The sequence below is a fragment of the Bradyrhizobium sp. 21 genome, assembly GCF_023073335.1.
Taxonomy (GTDB): domain Bacteria; phylum Pseudomonadota; class Alphaproteobacteria; order Rhizobiales; family Xanthobacteraceae; genus Bradyrhizobium.
This window is the reverse complement of sequence record NZ_JADPJG010000004.1, coordinates 80,284-96,386: the sequence shown is the minus strand read 5'-3', so window position 1 is coordinate 96,386 and position 16,103 is coordinate 80,284. Positions and strand designations below refer to the sequence as shown.

Here is a 16,103-nt window from a genome sequence, read left to right as displayed (position 1 = left end):
CCGCCTCCCTAACTTCCGCGTCAGAATCTGGCGCGTTTGTAAGTTGAAGGTGCCTGTCCCTTCCTCTCATTTGATCCTCCTGGCGCGGCAGGCGTGTCGCCGCGCTGCATGGAGGATGCTTCGATGAACAACAGGCTTCTCAAGGGCCTCACCGCGGTGACAATCGCCGCAGCGATGGCGCTCGCTTCACCGGTTCTAGCTCGAGGTGGAGGCGGGGGCGGCGGCCACGGTGGTGGTTTCGGCGGCGGGGGTCATGGCGGCTTTGGCGGTGGCGGGCATTTTGGCGGCGGTGGCATGCACGCCGGCGGCTTCGGCGGCATGCATGTCGGCGGCATGGGCGGCGCGCGCTTCGCCCATGCCGGCGGGCCAGCGTTTGGCGGGGCCCGCTTCGCGCATGCCGCGATCGGACCACGCTTTGCGGGTGCCGGCTGGCACGGCCACCACGCCTTCTTCCACCACCATCATTTCCGGCGTTTCGCCGTCTTCGGCGCGCCCTACTATTACGCCGGCTACAATGACGGTTGCTGGCGCAGGAGCTTGACGCCCTATGGGTGGCAATGGGTCAATGTGTGCGGAGACTACTGGTAGTCGCATCGCCGTACCGCACCATTGTCGCGATCGCCATCGGGCGGTTCCGCTCAGCCCCGGAACGGGATAGTCTGGTGGCGATCGTCGCGCGGAGTTTGTCATGACCGGAGGTCACCGCCGCATCCTGGTCGTCGAGGACGATCCGGAAACCGCTGGCCAGCTTGTCGAGGAGCTGACGACCTCCGGCTACGACGTCGATCTCGCAGCTAACGGGCGCGAAGCCCTGAGCCACGGCGCCGCGCGCGACTATGCCGTGATCACCATCGACCGCATGCTGCCCGACATCGACGGCATCAGCGTGATGCGGCAATTGCGCGACGGCGGCATCGCCGCGCCGTTCCTGATTATCTCCGCGCTCGGCGAGGTCGACGACCGCGTGCGTGGCCTGCGCGCCGGCGGCGACGACTATCTCGTCAAGCCGTTCTCCTTCACAGAGTTGCTGGCGCGGCTGGAAGCGCTCGGCCGCCGCAGCGAGACCGTTGCCAAGGAAACGCTTCTGCGGGTCGGCGACCTCGCCATCGACCTGATCGCGCGCAACGCGAGTCGCCGCGGCCGGAAGATTCCGCTATTGCCGCGGGAATTCCAGCTGCTCGAATATCTCGTCCGCAACGAGGGGCGCGTCGTCTCCCGCGCGATGCTGCTCCAGCATGTCTGGGACCTGCACTTCGATCCCTCCACCAACATCATCGACGTCTATGTGGGGCGCGTCCGCCGCAAGGTCGACGATGCCCAGGCCTATCCGCTGATCCACACCATCCGCGGCATCGGATATTGTCTCCGTGCTCCTGGTTAAAACGCTCCGCTCCTCGACCTTCCGCTTGGCTCTGATCGCCATTGCGGCATTCGGGCTGATCGTCGCGGCGATCATGGCCTATGTCTATTTCGGCACGATCGCCTATGTGCAGAGCCGGGCCGGCGATGCCGGCGATCACAGCGGCTTTACAGCGATGATCGAGCTCGCGATGGCCGCGGTTGCCGTGCTCATGCTCGTGCTTGCCGGGCTAGCGGCCGTACTGGTGACGCGGCGCACGGTCGGGAGGATCGAACAGATCAACGCCACCAGCCGCGCCATCATGATGTCCGGCCTCGACCAGCGCATTCCCTTGCGCGGCAGCCACGACGAGTGGGACCGCGTCGCCGAGAACCTCAACCAGATGCTCGACCGCATCGAGACACTGATGGGCGAGGTCAAGCAGGTCAGCGACAACGTCGCCCACGATCTGCGCACGCCGCTGACGCGCATGCGCGGCCGGCTGGAAAAGGCCTATCACACCCCGCGCAACAGCGAGGCAGACGCGGCGCTGATCGGCGACACCATCTCCGATCTCGACGCCGTGCTCGGCATGTTCGCCTCCATCACCCGCATCTCCGAGATCGAGACCCGCGCCCGCCGCAGCGCGTTTCGCACGCTGAACCTTGCTGAAATTGCCGGCGAGGTCGTCGAGCTCTACGATGCCGCCGCCGAGCAGGTCGCGACGCGGCTCAGCCTGGGCAGCGATCGCGAGGTGGCGATCACCGGCGATCGCGACCTGCTGTTCGACGCCATCGCCAATCTCGTCGACAACGCGATCAAGCACGGCTGCAAAGGCGGACGGGTGACGGTCACCTGCCGCCGGGCCGACGGTGGTGCGACGATCGCAATCGCCGACGATGGTCCGGGCATTCCCACTGAGGAGCGCGATCGCGTGTTCAAGCGCTTCTACCGGCTCGAGCAGAGCCGCTACACGCCGGGCAACGGGCTGGGCTTGAGCCTGGTCGCTGCCGTTGCCGGCCTCCATGGCGCCGGGATTGCGCTGCATGACAATGCGCCGGGGCTCACGGTCCGGCTCAGCTTCCCGACGACATCATAGCTCGATCACGCCGCGGCGTGCCGCATGCGCCACCGCATCGGTGCGGCCGGTCGCATCCAGCTTGTCGAGCAATGAGCCGACATGGAACTTCACGGTGTGCACGGAGATGTCGAGCCGGCGCGCAATCATCTTGTTGGAGGCGCCTTCCGCCATCAGCGCCAGCACGTCGAGCTCGCGCTGCGTCAGCGCGATGTCCTCCGGCATGACGCGCGGGTCGCGCGCGACCACAGTCGCTGCAGCGGTCTCGCCGGCCGCAGCAAGGCGAAGCCCCGCGACACTGCCGAGCAGTGTCGCGAGGCGGTCGGCAAGCGCAGGATCGTCGATCTCCAAGGCGAGCACGATCTCGGGCGTGGTGTCCTCGCTCACGCCTCCGGCCTTTCGCCGACCGTGACCTTGAAGCTCACCGGCTCGCCGCCGCGGCGGGCGGCCACGTCGATCACCGCACCGACGCTCGCCGGGCCCAGCGTCCGCAACAGCGCGCGCACGCCGGACAGTTTCTGGTCGTTGACCGCGACGATGACGTCGCCTTGACGAATGCCGGCCGCGGCGGAAGGTCCGGCCTTGTCGACATTCATCACCATCGCGCCGACGCCGTCGTCGAGCCGGACCGGCTGCAGCCCGAGGCCGAGATATCCGCGTGCAATGCGGCCGCGCGCCTCCAACTGGGCCGCGACCCGCTCGATCGTCGTCGTCGGGATCACCAGCACACGCCGCGGGCCGAGCACGGCCATGCCGAAAGCGTCGCCCGACGCATCGACCGCAAGGCCACCCTGCTGGCTGGAGCGCAGACCGACGTCGAGCTCGATCCGCGCGTCGATGTCGCCGCCGCGCAAGGAGCGCCAGCTCTTGCCGGACAGCGACACCATCCCGAGCGCTGCGCTCGGCGTCTCGCGGTTGGTGGCGATGACGACCGACAGCGCGCCGAGGGGCGGGACCGTGGCGGCCAGCTTGACCGGCGTCATCACGGTATCGGCGCGCAGCAATGCGATATCCGTCGTATGGTCGCGCCCGGCGATCGTGGCGGCCGCGGTGCTGCCGTCAGGGAGGCCGATCTCGACGTCGCCCTCGTCGGCCAGGGCCTCGTCGGCAGTGACGATCAGGCCGGGTTTCCAGACGAACCCGGTCGCGCGGGAGCGATGCGAACGGACGCTGACGACGGACGGCGCAGTGCGCGCCACAACGTCCGCGAGCGCCGACGACAGTGAGGACAGGGGGGTGGGGTCGGTCATGCAAGACTCCTGCAGGGTATCAAAGCTCCTGTAAGCTGCCTCCAATCTGGGATGTCGCGGCCGATTGCGAAACTGGCCGGATGGCCAGGAAACTGGCAAGGGAAAGCTGACAAGGAAAGCTGGTCCGTAAGACCACGGCCGACGAACATGTGATTGGGAGCCGCTCACGGGAACGTGTAGCAATCCGGGAATTACGCCGCCTCAACGATTTTCAGCGAGCCCCGACAGATGACCATCCATCTCACCCGCCGCACCTTGCTTCAACTCGCCGGCGCCACTTCGCTCGCAATGGCGGCCGCAGGCGCGGCGCGCGCGGAGGGCTTACCGCAGGGTGGCGGGCCGACCTATGCCACCCGCACGCCGATGCGGGTCGGCATGGTGACGCTGCGGGTGAAGAATCTCGACAAGGTCGCGGACTATTACCGCGACGTCATCGGGCTCACCGTGATGGAACGTTCGGCCACGGCCGCGAAGCTCGGCACGGCCGGCATCACGCTGCTGGTGCTGGAGGCCCGTCCTAATGCCGAGATAGAGTCGCGCAACGCCGCTGGCCTCTACCATACCGCCTTCCTGATGCCGACGCGCAAGGACCTCGCGCGCTGGCTGGTGCACGCGGCCTCGCATCGGGTGCCGATGTCGGGCTTCGCCGATCACCTCGTCAGCGAGTCGGTCTATCTCGACGATCCCGAAGGCAACGGCATCGAGGTCTATGCCGACCGCGATCCCTCCCAATGGCAGTGGAGCGAGGGCAGCGTGAAGATGGCGGCCGACGAGCTCAACATTCCCGACCTGCTGTCGCTGACCAATACGCGCGTGCCTGATTATGCCCATGCGCCGGACGGGATGCGCATCGGCCACATGCATCTGCGCGTCGGCGATCTCGCGCAGGCGCAGAGCTTTTACCACGGCACGATCGGCCTCGACCCGACCCGCAGCCGCAACGGCGCTGCGTTCCTGTCGTCGGGCCGCTATCACCATCACCTCGGCATGAACGTCTGGCAGAGCCAGGGCGCCGGTCAACGCGATGACCAGACGACGGGCCTCGCCTGGTTCTCGCTGGTGACGGAGAAGCCGGACCTGCTTGCCGCGCAGGACGAACGCCTGCGCAAGGGCGGCGCGCAAGTCATGGCGCTTGCGAATGGCGTCGAGGCGATCGATCCCTGGGGCACGCGGGTGCGGCTGCTCAAGGCGTGAGCCGCTCGCATGAACGGCTCACATCTTGCGCATTGTGATCAGCGTGCGGTCAGCCGCGCGCCACGGCGTTGATCGTGACGTCCGGACCAGCGTGCTTCTGCGCGGCCTGGAAACCGGCCGTGATCCCTTGCTCGACTGATTTCCGCACATTCTCGTCGGTGATCTGTTTTGCAACATTGGCCACTGCGGCCAGGATCATGGAATCCTGGAACAGGGCGGGGTAGTTGTGCGGGTCGGGGCCGGGCTTGCCCCAGTGGATCGGGATTTGAAAGAGCGGCAGGAAGAAGCAGTGCTTTTTGCCACCGAAGGTAATGCAAATTTCCATAGCCTGTCTCCTCGCTAAGAGATCGCTGCGCTCGCTTTCGCAGCGTCGCGACGCTAGACCCGCATGGCAAAGCCCCGTGTGAAGCCGTTCACACCGGAAGGATGTATATCATCGTGTCAAATATTTTTGATTGTGGGCGAGGACTTCAGCGCATTCCCGCGACACCCGGCTGCGCGGCGTCCATCAGACGTCGTCAATGCGCAACTTGCTGGCGATATTTCCGCGTGTTAGCACCGATCACGGTGCGCGCGGCGCCCGACCTTTCGGAACACTCCCTGCAATGTCCGATTTTCGCGGCGTCTTCCCTTATCTCGTCTCGCCCGTCGATGCCGACGGTGCGGTGCGCACGAAGGTGCTTGCAAAGCTCTGTGACGATCTGATCGGTGCCGGGGTGCACGGGCTGACGCCGCTCGGCTCAACCGGCGAGTTCGCCTATCTCAACGCTGCGCAACGTACCGCGATCGTGCAGACCACGATCGAGGCGGCGAAGGGACGTGTGCCTGTTATCGCGGGCGTCGCCTCGACCTCGACGGCGGACGCAATGGCGCAGGCGAAAGCGTATCAGAAGCTCGGGGCCGACGGCATTCTGGCGATCCTGGAAGCCTATTTCCCGCTCGCCGATGCCCAGGTCGAATCCTATTTCCGCAGCATCGCGGATGCCGTGGACATCCCCGTCGTCATCTACACCAATCCGCAATTCCAGCGCTCCGATCTCACGCTCGATGTCATCGCGCGTCTCGCCGAACATCCGCGCATCGGCTACATCAAGGACGCCTCGACCAATACCGGCCGGCTGCTCTCGATCATGAACCGCTGCGGCGATGCCTTGCGGGTGTTCTCGGCCTCCGCCCACATCCCGGCCGCCGTGATGCTGATCGGCGGGCTCGGCTGGATGGCGGGCCCTGCCTGCATCATCCCGCGCCAGAGTGTGGCGCTCTACGATCTCTGCAAGGCCGGCCGCTGGGACGAAGCCATGGCGCTGCAGCGCAGGCTGTGGCGCATCAACGAAGCCTTTGCCCGCTTCAACCTCGCCGCCTGCATCAAGGCCGGCTTGGCCATCCAGGGCTACGAGGTCGGCGACCCCGTCCCGCCGCAGGCCGCGCTCACCGCTGATGCGCGCAAAGTCGTGGAAGCGGCCTTGCGGGAGCTTGGCTAGGCGCCATACCCGGCATGATGAAATCGTGGATATGCCGCCCAAAACCGCGGCTGGTCTCGCATGCCTCGATCCGCTAAAAGGCGGCCGCATTTGAGAGATCAAGGGACCCACGGAATGAACATTCTTCCCGGCAATTTGCGTTTCGGAGCGGGGCAGCCCGTCAAGCGTTTGGAAGACCTCAGGCTGCTCACCGGGAAGGGACAGTTCATCGACGACAAGCCGGAGGAGGGCGCGCTGTGGTTGTACCTGCTGCGCTCGCCGCATGCCCACGCGAAGATCGTCTCGATCGACACCGGCGCCGCCGCCGCGATGCCCGGCGTCACCGCGATCTATACCGGTGCTGATCTCGTCAAGGACGATATCGGCACCATCCCGACGCTGAGCATCTTCAAGCGCCCCGACGGCAAGCCGATGACGGTGCCGCCGCGCCGCCTGCTCGCCCATGAAATCGTGCGCTACGCCGGCGAGGCCGTGGTCGCCGTGGTCGCCTCCTCGCGCACTGACGCGCAGAGCGCAGCCGAAGCGATCGTGGTCGAATACGACGTGCAGCCCGCGGTGGTCGATCCCGTCGAGGCCGTCAAGCCCGGTGCGCCATTGGTGTGGCCCGAGGCGCCCGACAACATCGTCGGCGCCATGAGCTATGGCGATGCGGCCAAGGTCGACGAGGCTTTTGCCAGGGCGGCGCATACCGTCGAGCTCGATCTCGTCAGCCAGCGCCTGGTGCCGTCGGCCATGGAGCCGCGCTCGACCATCGCCGAGATCGACAAGACGTCCGGGCGGCTCCTCCTGCATGTGCAGTCGCAGACGCCGGCTTCGACCCGCGACGTGCTGGCGGAAGCCGTGCTCAAGCGCCCCAAGGACAGCGTGCGCGTGCTGGTCGGCGACATCGGCGGCGGCTTTGGCCAGAAGACCAACCTCTATCCGGAGGACGGCATCGTCGCTTATGCCGCGACCAAGCTGGGCAAGAAAATCCGCTGGCGCGGCGACCGCACCGACGAATTCGTCGGCGGCACCCACGGCCGCGATCTGACCTCGACGGCCTCGTTCGCGCTCGACGAGAAGGGCAAGGTGCTGGCCTATCGCGTCAAGTCGATCGGCTGCACCGGTGCCTACTCCTCGGGTGCGGCGAACATCATCCCGCTGGTGCTCGGACCGTTCGTCCAGACCGGTGTCTATGATTTGCCGCTGGTGCATTTCGAGGTGAAGTCGGTGATGACCCACACCGCGCCGGTCGGGGCCTATCGCGGCGCGGGGCGTCCCGAGGCGGTCTTCATCGTCGAGCGCCTGTTCGACGCCGCCGCGCGAAAAATCGGCATGGATCCGCGCGCGATCCGCAAGGCGAACTACATCAAGCCGGCGCAGCTGCCCTACACCAACGCAGCCGGGCAGGTTTACGATTCCGGCGCCTTCGCGCACATGCTCGATCGCGCCGTCAAGCTTGCCGACTGGGACGGTTTTGCCGCGCGCAAGAAGGCCGCGAAGAAGAAGGGCCTGCTCTACGGCCGCGGGCTCACCTCCTACATCGAATGGACCGGCGGCCGCGCCCATACCGAGAAAGTCAGCCTGCACGCGACCTCGCAGGGCCGCGTTATCCTGCATTCCGGCACCATGGCGATGGGGCAGGGGTTGCAGACCACCTACACCCAGATGATCTCCGACTCGCTCGGTATCCCCATGGACAAGATCGACGTGGTCCAGGGCGACACCGACTTGGCGACCGGCTTCGGCAGCGTCGGCTCGCGTTCGCTGTTCGTCGGCGGCACGGCGGTCGCGGTCTCCTCCAACGATCTGATCCAGAAGGCGCGCGAGAAGGCCGCGAACGTGCTGGAGACCTCGGTGGAGGACATCGAGTATCAAGGCGGCATGCTCACCGTGGTCGGCACCGACCGCCGCATCAGCCTGTTCGATCTTGCCGAGAAGGAAGGCGGCGCAAAACTCAGCGTCGATTCCGAAGGCGAGGTCGACGGGCCGAGCTGGCCGAACGGCACGCATATCTGCGAGGTCGAGATCGATCCGGAGACCGGCGTCTCCAAGGTCGTGCGCTACACCACCGTCGACGATGTCGGCGTCGCCGTCAATCCGATGCTGGTGACGGGGCAGATCCATGGCGGTGTCGCGCAGGGCATCGGCCAGGCGCTATATGAAGGCGTGTCATACGATGAGGATGGCCAGCTCCTCACCGCGAGCTATCAGGACTACTGCATCCCGCGCGCCGACGACGTTCCGCCGATCGTGGTGACGCTGGACGATTCCGCGCCCTGCCGCACCAATCCGCTCGGCGCCAAGGGCTGCGGCGAATCCGGCGCCATCGGCGGCCCCCCTTGCGTCACCAACGGCGTGATGGACGCGCTCGCCGAGCTCGGCATCACCCAGCTCAACACGCCGCTGACGCCGCAGAAGATCTGGCAGGCGATCCGGGACGCGAAGGTGGGCGAATAGCTTATTGCACCGGCTGCAGCGCCAATCTCAACTCGTCGTCCCGGCGCAGGCCGGGACCCATAGCCTCCCAGCGGAGTTTGGCGAAGGCTCGTGGTTAGCAGCTCGCGCCACACGCCTCCCTGGGGTTATGGGTCCCGGCCTGCGCCGGGACGACGGCGGAGTGTTGCGCAGCTCAGGCTAAATCCCCAGCATCATCTTCGCAATGATATCGCGCTGGATCTCCGAGGTGCCGCCGAAGATCGTATACGCCCGGCCGTTGAGATATTCCGGCACCATTGTCAGCATCTCCTCCGGCAGCGCCGGCGCGTGGTTGAGCTTGTAGAGCGGGCGCATCGGCTCGACCGCGAGCGCGTCGTGACCGATGACGTCGACGCCTAACCGCGTCACGGCTTGCCGGATCTCGCTGTTGCGCAGCTTCAGGATCGACGACACTGCACCGGGATTTTGTCCGGTCTGCAACGCCGAGAGCAAGCGCAGCTCGGTCATTTCCAATGCGTCGATATCGACCTCGACCTCCGAGATGCGTGTCGCAATATCGGGACTGTCGATCGCGCGTCCCGTCAGGTCGGACTCGGCGAGCTCCGCGATCGCCTTCAGTCCCTCGCGCAGCTTTGCCGACGCAATGCCGGAGCCGCGCTCGAACTCGAGCAGATATTTGCCGTAGGTCCAGCCCTTGCCTTCCTCGCCGACGCGGTTGGCGACGGGCACGCGTACATCGTCGAAGAAGACCTGGTTGACCTCGTGGTCGCCGCCAATGGTGAGAATCGGGCGCGTCGTGATGCCCGGCGTCTTCATGTCGATCAGGACAAAACTGATGCCATCCTGCTGGCGCGGGCCGTCGCTGGTGCGCACCAGCGCGAACATGCGGTTGGCGTGATGGGCATGCGTGGTCCAGATCTTGGTGCCGTTGATGATGTAGTCGTCGCCATCGCGCACCGCGCGCGTCTTCAGCGAGGAGAGGTCGGATCCGGAGCCCGGCTCGGAATAGCCCTGGCACCAATAATCCTCGCCGGAGAGAATGCGTGGCAGGTAAAAATTCTTCTGCTCGGGGCTGCCGAAGCCGATAATGACGGGGCCGACCATCTTCACGCCCATCACGTTGACGTTCGGTACACCGGCGCGCGCGGATTCCGTCTCGAAGATCCAGCGCTGCGCCGGCGTCCAGTCCGGCCCGCCATGTTCGATCGGCCAGCCCGGCGCGCCCCAGCCCTGCTTGTGCAGGGTGCGCTGCCAAGCCATGCCGATATCGGGGTCCGAGAATACCGAGGGCGTCAGCGCGGTCGCGCGCTTCATCTCCTCGGTGAGATTTTTGGCAATGAAGCTGCGCACCTCGTCCTGAAAGGCGCGCTCCGCGGTGGTGAACGACAGATCCATGATGCCTCCTTGTCAGGCCGGCACGGCGGTGCGGCCGAGCTGGGCGTGACGGCCATAATGGTGCGCGCTGCCGCCGAAGAGCGTGTCGAAGGCGACCAGCCGCTTGAAATAGGCGCCGACCTCGAGCTCCTCGGTGACGCCCATGCCGCCGTGAAGCTGGATCGACTGCTCGCCGACGAAGCGCGCGCATCTGCCGATCTTCGCCTTCGCCCCTGAGGCGGCCCGTGCGCGCTCGACCGGCTCCGCATCGACCTTCAGCGCCGCGCGCAGCGCCATCGAGCGCGCCTCGTCGACCTGCATCGCCATGTCGGCGAGGCGGTGGCGGATCACCTGGTTGGCCGAGAGCGGCCGGCCGAACTGCTTTCGGACTTTGGTGTATTCCAGCGTGGTGTCCAGGAGCACTTGCATGATGCCGACGGCCTCCGCGCCGAGCGCGGCCATGGCGCGGTCGACGGCCCATGCGATCGCCGGCAGCGCATCGCTGCGGTCCCCGAGGAGGGCATCCTCCGGCAGTTGCACATCGGACAGCTCGATGTTGCAGGCGCGCCCGCCGCCGAGGCGCTCATGGTCGTTGACGGCAACGCCCGGCGTTTTCGCCGGCACCAGGAACAGGCCGATCCGTCCCGACGGTCCCTGATGATCATGGATATGGGCGGAGACGATGATCTCGTCGGCAGCATGGCCGTCGAGGACCGCGATCTTGCTGCCGGCAAGGCGCCAGCCCTGCGCCGTCTTGTGGGCGACGGTCGCGACCTTGGCGAGATCGAACCGCGCCGCGCGCTCGGAATGCGCAAACGCGAGTTTGAGCGATCCGTCCGCGACCTTCGGCAGTCTCGCCTGCTTTTGCGGCGCGCTGCCGCATTTCTCGATCAACGCAGCCCCGAGCACGACCGTCGCGATATACGGCTCCGACACCAGCCCGCGGCCAAAGGCTTCCATCAAAATGCCGATCTCGACCGCGCCGCCGCCGAGCCCGCCGAACTCTTCCGCGATCGGCAACGCCAGCCAGCCGAGCTCGGCGAACTGCTTCCAGACCGCCGGGCTGAAGCCGAGAGGGTCGTTCGCCAACTTGCGGCGGTGATCGGCATCGTAGCTTCCGGCCACGAAGCGCTCCGCGCTTTCGCGCAGCAGGCGTTGCTCGTCACTGGGATTGAGATCCATCGCGTCTACTCCGCGGCCGCAGGCGGCTTGCGCACGGAGGGATGCAGGCCGGATGGATCGACGATCATGCCGAACTCCTGAAGATTATGCGCGTGACAGAGCTGATGCAGCGCAAAGGCCTGGTCGATCGCGGCCGGCTGGCCCATGACGTCGACCGAACGATTCACCGCCTCCTTGGTCAGCTTCAGCGCAAAGGACGGTTTTGACGCGATTTTGCGCGCCAGCGCCAGCACGGCGGATGACAGCTCTGCGCGCGGCACGACCCGGTTGACCATCCCGAGTTGATGCGCCTCCTGCGCGCTCCAGCTATCGGCCGTGAACAGAAATTCCTTGGCCTTGCGCGGGCCGAGCTCCCAGGGATGCACGAACCATTCGACGCCGCAGACACCCATGGTGACCACGGGATCGCAGAACTGCGCATCGTCGCTGGCGATGATGAGATCGCAGGCCCAGGCCAGCATCAGCCCGCCGGCGATGCACTTGCCGTGCACCTCTGCAATGGTCGGCTTGGCGAGGTTGCGCCAGCGCCGCGTGATCTGGAGATAGATCTCCTGCTCGCGCGCGTAGCGGCCATGAGCGTTTGCTTCGGCGAAGCCGCCCCAATTTCCGATCGGCGGAAAATCCACGCCCGCTTCATTCTTGCTGCCGGGTCGCAGGTCATGGCCTGAGGAGAAGTGCGGACCATTGCCGGCGAGAATGATCACCTTGACCGCGTCGTCCTGCACCGCCTGATCGAAGGCGGCGTTGAGATCGTAGGTCATTTGCAGGTTCTGCGCGTTGCGCGCGTCGGGCCGGTTCATCACGACCCGGACAATCGCCGGCTCCGGCCTCTCCACGAGGATGGTCTCGAACGAGCTCATCGCGTTCCCCTGGCGTTCCCGACCTGGCATTATTGTTCCCTCAAGTTGACTATTACAGCCGGGATTAAGCAAGAGGCTTGCGTACATCGGCTGCTTTTCACAGGCCACGGCTGGGACGCAAGATGTCTGGCATCTCGCGCGCGCAATCTGGTAGCTTGCGCCCGATTCCACCGGGAGAAATTTGATGCGCAAGATCCTGACCGTGCTGGCGGCGCTGGCCTCGTTGAGCCTCACCAATTGCGGCTATAACGCGATCCAGAGCGAGGACGAGCAGATCAAGGCCAACTGGTCCGAGGTCGTGAACCAGTATCAGCGCCGCGCCGATCTCGTGCCCAACCTCGTCAACTCGGTGAAAGGTTTTGCGCAGCAGGAGAAGGACGTGCTGCTTGGCGTCACTAATGCCCGCGCCAAGGTCGGCAGCATCCAGGCGACGCCCGAGGTGTTGAATGATCCCGCCACGTTCCAAAAGTTCCAGGCCGCCCAGGGCGAGCTCTCCAGCGCGCTGTCGCGGCTGCTCGTGGTCACCGAGAATTACCCGCAGCTCAAGTCGGATGCGCTGTTCAAGGATTTGATGTCACAGCTCGAAGGCACCGAAAACCGGATCACGGTGGCGCGCAACCGCTACATCAAGGCGGTGCAGGACTATAACGTCACCATCCGCTCGTTCCCGAGCAACGTTACCGCGATGATGTTCGGCTACAAGGAGAAGCCGAACTTCTCGGTCGCGAACGAGAAGGAGATCTCGACCGCACCGAAGGTCGATTTCAACCCCGCGCCAGCGCCGTCGAAGTAAGCGCGCACCGTCTTGCGCATGCGTTTCGCCCCACCCACCGCCGGCATTCCCCGCGATAGCGGGGAATCCAGTACGCCGCGGCATCACCGTATCCCGCTGTCGTCTCTGGAATACTGGATCGCCCGGTCGAGCCGGGCGATGACAGCGAAGTTGTGGCGCACGATAGTCGTATTCTCGCTGTTGCTTGGCTCAGCATTCCCCGCCTCGGCAGACGTCGCCATACCCCAGCTGACCGGCCGCGTGGTCGATCAGACCGGCACGCTCTCCAGCGGCGACATCGCCGGGCTGTCGCAAAAGCTGCAGGATTTCGAGACGCGCAAGGGTAGTCAGGTCGCTGTCCTGATCGTGCCGACGACCGATCCGGAGACGATCGAGCAATTCTCGATCCGCGTCGCGGAGGCCTGGAAGATCGGGCGCAAGAAGATCGACGACGGCGCGGTCCTGGTGGTCGCCAAGAACGACCGGCATTTGCGCATCGAGGTCGGTTACGGCCTCGAGGGCGCGCTCACCGACGTCACCTCGCGAAGGATCATCGACGAAGACATCACGCCGAAATTCAGGAGCGGCGATTTCGCCGGCGGCATCGTCGCTGGCGTCGATCGCATGATCCGCGTCATCGACGGCGAGCCGTTGCCGACGCCCTCGCGTAGCGTGAATTTCGGCAATTGGAACGAGATCGAGCCGCTTTTTTACTTCGTGCTGTTCGGCCCGCTGGTCATCGGCGGCATCCTGCGGCGCCTATTCGGGCGGCTGCTCGGTTCGTTGGTGACCGGCGCGGTCGTCGGCGGGCTGGCCTGGTTGGTGATCGGCTCTGCGGTCATCGGATTGGGCGTCGCCATGCTCGGCTCGATCCTGACCTTCATCGCCGATCTGTTCACGGGGACGGGCACGGGATCGTCGCGCGGCGGCTCATGGTCGAGCGGCTCCTCATCCGGCGGCTGGAGCGGCGGATCGTCGTCGAGCGGCGGCTTCAGCGGCGGTGGCGGCAGTTTTGGCGGCGGCGGCGCCTCGGGGAGCTGGTAGGTCATGAGCATCAAGCGCATCACCCGGCATCTGCTCCAGCACCATTGGCGGGCCAAGCAGGTGTTTCCGAAAGGCGTGCTCGACCGCATCGAGCAGGCGATCAGGCGCGGCGAAGCCGGTCATTCCGGCCAAATCCGCTTCGTGGTCGAAGGCGCGCTCGACGGCGCGTCACTTTTTCGCAACCAGCCAGCGCGCGAGCGCGCGATCGACGTGTTCTCGCATTTGCGGATCTGGGATACCGCGCACAACAATGGCGTCCTGATCTATCTCCTGCTCGCCGACCGCGACGTCGAGATCGTCGCCGATCGCGGCATCGATTCGAAGGTTGGTGGAGAGCGTTGGGAGAGCATCTGCCGTGCGATGGAAGCCGAGTTCGGGTCTGGCCGGTTCGAGCACGGCGTGATCGGCGGCATCGAGGCGGTGTCGCGGGAGCTGGCGCGGCATTTCCCGCCGGGCGGACCGCATCGCAACGAATTGCCGGATGCGCCGGTGGTGATGTGACTCCAGTGTCGTCCCGGCGAAGGCCGGGACCCATACCGCGAGGTCTATCGATCGCGGACGGTGTGAGTCCCAGACGGCGAGTCTTCGCCAAACCACTTCCTGTGGTTATGGGTCCCGGCCTTCGCCGGGACGACATTGCGGTGGTGTCGTGCTTGCCTCGCGAATGCACGTTCTGGCGAAAGCCCCCCTAATCATCCAGCTTGTTCAGATCCCTCACCGACTGCATGATCGGCTCGAAGTTCGAGCGCGCGTCCAGCGCGTCGAACAATTGCGCCGTATCGTCCAGCAGGCCATGCGACCGCGCGATCGCAATGCGGACGTCCTCCTGCGGCGTATCGGACAAGCGGCCATGTCCCGACAACAGGATCTTGGTATCCAGCCCCTTGATGCGCTCCAGCGACTGGATGTAGTCGGAGATGCTGCCAGAACCGAACACGCCGCCCATCACGCCGCCGGGCATCAGGGTATCGGCGGCGAACAGCAGGCCCTTGTCCTGGTCGAACAACGTGATGCAGGCCGAGGTGTGGCCGGGCGTGTACATCACGTTGAGACGGAAATTGCCGAGGTCGATCAGATTGCCTTCCTCGAGCCAGATGTCGACATTGATCGGCACGTTCGGCTCGTTGAACATCTTGCGCAGCATCGAGAAATCGTCGCGCAGCATGATCTTGTTGGCGGCAAGCCGATGGGCTGCGACGAAGGTGCGGCGCTCGTTGAAGTGCCAGGCGGCGCCGATGTGGTCGAGATGCTCGTGGCTCAGCACCACCATGTCGATCTTCTCGGGCGGGCACTCGGCGAAGTTCAGGCATTCCACCATCGCCGGATAATTCGAGGACAGGCCGACATCGATCAGGATGGTGCGCGCCGAGCCGCGTACAAGGTAAGCGTTGGCGGCACGGTTGGAGAAGCGGAGTTGGAAGACGTTGTCCGCAGCCTGGATCAGCGAACAGGTGTCGTTTTTCATCAGGATCGGAAAGGCCGTCGGCTTGCGCTCGCTCATGACTGTGCCGCCCGGTAGGTGACATCGTTGGATGCGCGCAGGCGCTTGGAGAGCGCGTCCATCACCATCAGTGCGAACGCCGGCTGCTGGCTGACGAGATAGACGAAGCGGGCGTGGTTGATCCTCATCACCTTGGTGTTCGGTGCCGCCGCGATCGCGGTCGCCGAGCGCGCCGAGCCGTCGATCACGGCCATCTCGCCGAAGAATTCGCCCTTTCCGAGCTTGATGATGCTGGTCTTGCTGGCACCGTTGATCTTGGCGATCTCGACTTCACCGTCGAGTACGACGAAGAGTTCGCGGCCTGTCGATCCCTCCTCGAATATGACGTCATCGACACCAAACGCGTTGATGCACTTCTCGATCGTCATTGTGCCTCCCTGGCACCCACGGCCTTCTGGCCGATGGGATACGGTCGGGTCATGTTAACCGGGGAATTAATTCCGGCAACAAGGCGTTAGGCCAGCTGGCGGCCTCCCGCAGGGCAGCATCCGATTACAATTTGTTGCACGCCGTCACACCGGTTCCACTTTCCCGGCCAAATTCGGCCCCGGATGACTTCCTAAAATTTCCGTAAGCGGGGCAGGAGGTAAGGATTTCGCAAGCAATGAAA

17 protein-coding genes are annotated in these 16,103 nt (G+C 65.3%); 9 read left to right on the top strand and 8 right to left on the bottom strand.

Going from position 1 to position 16,103, the window contains the following annotated elements; all coding sequences use genetic code 11:
* The first annotated feature begins 123 nt into the window (after nt 1-123).
* The 3 genes from IVB31_RS07885 (at nt 124) to IVB31_RS07875 (ending at nt 2,438) form a co-directional block, all read left to right on the top strand.
* Nucleotides 124-588, top strand: a complete 465-nt coding sequence (locus IVB31_RS07885) for a hypothetical protein (protein ID WP_247320543.1) — start codon at nt 124-126, stop codon at nt 586-588.
* Between the two features lie 100 nt (nt 589-688).
* Nucleotides 689-1,381, top strand: a complete 693-nt coding sequence (locus IVB31_RS07880) for a response regulator transcription factor (RefSeq protein WP_247320541.1) — start codon at nt 689-691, stop codon at nt 1,379-1,381.
* The gene (locus tag IVB31_RS07875; RefSeq protein ID WP_247320539.1) at nt 1,368-2,438 is read left to right on the top strand and encodes an ATP-binding protein; all 1,071 of its coding nucleotides are present in this window, start codon (nt 1,368-1,370) and stop codon (nt 2,436-2,438) included. The genes IVB31_RS07880 and IVB31_RS07875 overlap by 14 nt, the downstream gene beginning before the upstream one ends.
* Here IVB31_RS07875 and IVB31_RS07870 read toward each other — a convergent pair.
* Together IVB31_RS07870 and IVB31_RS07865 are read right to left on the bottom strand one after the other, a co-directional pair.
* A complete protein-coding gene (locus tag IVB31_RS07870; protein WP_247320536.1) occupies nt 2,433-2,804 on the bottom strand; it encodes a helix-turn-helix transcriptional regulator in 372 nt (123 codons plus the stop codon). The genes IVB31_RS07875 and IVB31_RS07870 overlap by 6 nt on opposite strands.
* A complete protein-coding gene (locus IVB31_RS07865; protein WP_247320534.1) occupies nt 2,801-3,667 on the bottom strand; it encodes a S1C family serine protease in 867 nt (288 codons plus the stop codon). The genes IVB31_RS07870 and IVB31_RS07865 overlap by 4 nt, the downstream gene beginning before the upstream one ends.
* Nucleotides 3,668-3,895: 228 nt before the next feature.
* Between IVB31_RS07865 and IVB31_RS07860 the strand changes: the two genes are divergently transcribed.
* A complete protein-coding gene (locus tag IVB31_RS07860) occupies nt 3,896-4,861 on the top strand; it encodes a VOC family protein (RefSeq protein WP_247320532.1) in 966 nt (321 codons plus the stop codon).
* 49 nt (nt 4,862-4,910) lie between these two features.
* On the opposite strand, the gene IVB31_RS07855 is transcribed toward IVB31_RS07860, so the two are convergent.
* Nucleotides 4,911-5,186: a hypothetical protein gene (locus tag IVB31_RS07855; RefSeq protein ID WP_247320530.1), complete on the bottom strand. Its 276-nt coding sequence runs from the start codon at nt 5,184-5,186 to the stop codon at nt 4,911-4,913.
* A 280-nt stretch (nt 5,187-5,466) separates the two neighbouring features.
* On the opposite strand from IVB31_RS07855, the gene IVB31_RS07850 reads away from it, so the two are divergent.
* On the top strand, nt 5,467-6,342 hold the full coding sequence (locus tag IVB31_RS07850) for a dihydrodipicolinate synthase family protein (protein WP_247320525.1): 876 nt from the start codon (nt 5,467-5,469) through the stop codon (nt 6,340-6,342).
* Nucleotides 6,343-6,456: 114 nt separating this feature from the next.
* A complete protein-coding gene (locus IVB31_RS07845; protein ID WP_247320522.1) occupies nt 6,457-8,781 on the top strand; it encodes a xanthine dehydrogenase family protein molybdopterin-binding subunit in 2,325 nt (774 codons plus the stop codon).
* 177 nt (nt 8,782-8,958) lie between these two features.
* Here IVB31_RS07845 and IVB31_RS07840 read toward each other — a convergent pair whose 3' ends face one another.
* The 3 genes from IVB31_RS07840 to IVB31_RS07830 are packed head-to-tail and all read right to left on the bottom strand — an operon-like array spanning nt 8,959 to nt 12,176.
* Complete coding sequence (locus IVB31_RS07840; protein ID WP_247320521.1) at nt 8,959-10,155, bottom strand: acyl-CoA dehydrogenase family protein; 1,197 nt, start codon at nt 10,153-10,155, stop codon at nt 8,959-8,961.
* A 12-nt stretch (nt 10,156-10,167) separates the two neighbouring features.
* The gene (locus IVB31_RS07835; protein ID WP_247320519.1) at nt 10,168-11,316 is read right to left on the bottom strand and encodes an acyl-CoA dehydrogenase; all 1,149 of its coding nucleotides are present in this window, start codon (nt 11,314-11,316) and stop codon (nt 10,168-10,170) included.
* Nucleotides 11,317-11,321: 5 nt separating this feature from the next.
* On the bottom strand, nt 11,322-12,176 hold the full coding sequence (locus tag IVB31_RS07830; RefSeq protein ID WP_247320518.1) for an enoyl-CoA hydratase: 855 nt from the start codon (nt 12,174-12,176) through the stop codon (nt 11,322-11,324).
* A gap of 184 nt (nt 12,177-12,360) precedes the next feature.
* On the opposite strand from IVB31_RS07830, the gene IVB31_RS07825 reads away from it, so the two are divergent.
* The 3 genes from IVB31_RS07825 to IVB31_RS07815 all read left to right on the top strand — a co-directional run bounded on the left by IVB31_RS07825 (nt 12,361) and on the right by IVB31_RS07815 (nt 14,493).
* Nucleotides 12,361-12,969 carry a LemA family protein gene (locus tag IVB31_RS07825; RefSeq protein ID WP_247320516.1) on the top strand — a complete coding sequence of 203 codons (609 nt, stop codon included), beginning with the start codon at nt 12,361-12,363 and terminating at the stop codon, nt 12,967-12,969.
* Between the two features lie 138 nt (nt 12,970-13,107).
* Nucleotides 13,108-13,992, top strand: coding sequence for a YgcG family protein (locus IVB31_RS07820; RefSeq protein ID WP_247320515.1), 885 nt, complete (start codon nt 13,108-13,110; stop codon nt 13,990-13,992).
* A gap of 3 nt (nt 13,993-13,995) precedes the next feature.
* A complete protein-coding gene (locus IVB31_RS07815; RefSeq protein WP_247320513.1) occupies nt 13,996-14,493 on the top strand; it encodes a TPM domain-containing protein in 498 nt (165 codons plus the stop codon).
* 187 nt (nt 14,494-14,680) lie between these two features.
* Here IVB31_RS07815 and IVB31_RS07810 read toward each other — a convergent pair whose 3' ends face one another.
* On the bottom strand, nt 14,681-15,493 hold the full coding sequence (locus IVB31_RS07810; RefSeq protein WP_247320511.1) for an MBL fold metallo-hydrolase: 813 nt from the start codon (nt 15,491-15,493) through the stop codon (nt 14,681-14,683).
* Nucleotides 15,490-15,861: a Crp/Fnr family transcriptional regulator gene (locus IVB31_RS07805; protein ID WP_247320509.1), complete on the bottom strand. Its 372-nt coding sequence runs from the start codon at nt 15,859-15,861 to the stop codon at nt 15,490-15,492. The genes IVB31_RS07810 and IVB31_RS07805 overlap by 4 nt, the downstream gene beginning before the upstream one ends.
* Nucleotides 15,862-16,103: the final 242 nt, after the last annotated feature.

Excerpts from the sequence above, each read along its gene's own strand:
- IVB31_RS07885 (WP_247320543.1), top strand. The coding sequence starts at position 124 with ATGAACAACAGGCTTCTCAAGGGCCTCACCGCGGTGACAATCGCCGCA.
- IVB31_RS07880 (WP_247320541.1), top strand. The coding sequence starts at position 689 with ATGACCGGAGGTCACCGCCGCATCCTGGTCGTCGAGGACGATCCGGAA.
- IVB31_RS07865 (WP_247320534.1), bottom strand. The coding sequence starts at position 3,667 with ATGACCGACCCCACCCCCCTGTCCTCACTGTCGTCGGCGCTCGCGGAC.
- IVB31_RS07860 (WP_247320532.1), top strand. The coding sequence starts at position 3,896 with ATGACCATCCATCTCACCCGCCGCACCTTGCTTCAACTCGCCGGCGCC.
- IVB31_RS07855 (WP_247320530.1), bottom strand. The coding sequence starts at position 5,186 with ATGGAAATTTGCATTACCTTCGGTGGCAAAAAGCACTGCTTCTTCCTG.
- IVB31_RS07850 (WP_247320525.1), top strand. The coding sequence starts at position 5,467 with ATGTCCGATTTTCGCGGCGTCTTCCCTTATCTCGTCTCGCCCGTCGAT.
- IVB31_RS07845 (WP_247320522.1), top strand. The coding sequence starts at position 6,457 with ATGAACATTCTTCCCGGCAATTTGCGTTTCGGAGCGGGGCAGCCCGTC.
- IVB31_RS07840 (WP_247320521.1), bottom strand. The coding sequence starts at position 10,155 with ATGGATCTGTCGTTCACCACCGCGGAGCGCGCCTTTCAGGACGAGGTG.
- IVB31_RS07835 (WP_247320519.1), bottom strand. The coding sequence starts at position 11,316 with ATGGATCTCAATCCCAGTGACGAGCAACGCCTGCTGCGCGAAAGCGCG.
- IVB31_RS07830 (WP_247320518.1), bottom strand. The coding sequence starts at position 12,176 with ATGAGCTCGTTCGAGACCATCCTCGTGGAGAGGCCGGAGCCGGCGATT.
- IVB31_RS07825 (WP_247320516.1), top strand. The coding sequence starts at position 12,361 with ATGCGCAAGATCCTGACCGTGCTGGCGGCGCTGGCCTCGTTGAGCCTC.
- IVB31_RS07820 (WP_247320515.1), top strand. The coding sequence starts at position 13,108 with ATGACAGCGAAGTTGTGGCGCACGATAGTCGTATTCTCGCTGTTGCTT.
- IVB31_RS07815 (WP_247320513.1), top strand. The coding sequence starts at position 13,996 with ATGAGCATCAAGCGCATCACCCGGCATCTGCTCCAGCACCATTGGCGG.
- IVB31_RS07810 (WP_247320511.1), bottom strand. The coding sequence starts at position 15,493 with ATGAGCGAGCGCAAGCCGACGGCCTTTCCGATCCTGATGAAAAACGAC.
- IVB31_RS07805 (WP_247320509.1), bottom strand. The coding sequence starts at position 15,861 with ATGACGATCGAGAAGTGCATCAACGCGTTTGGTGTCGATGACGTCATA.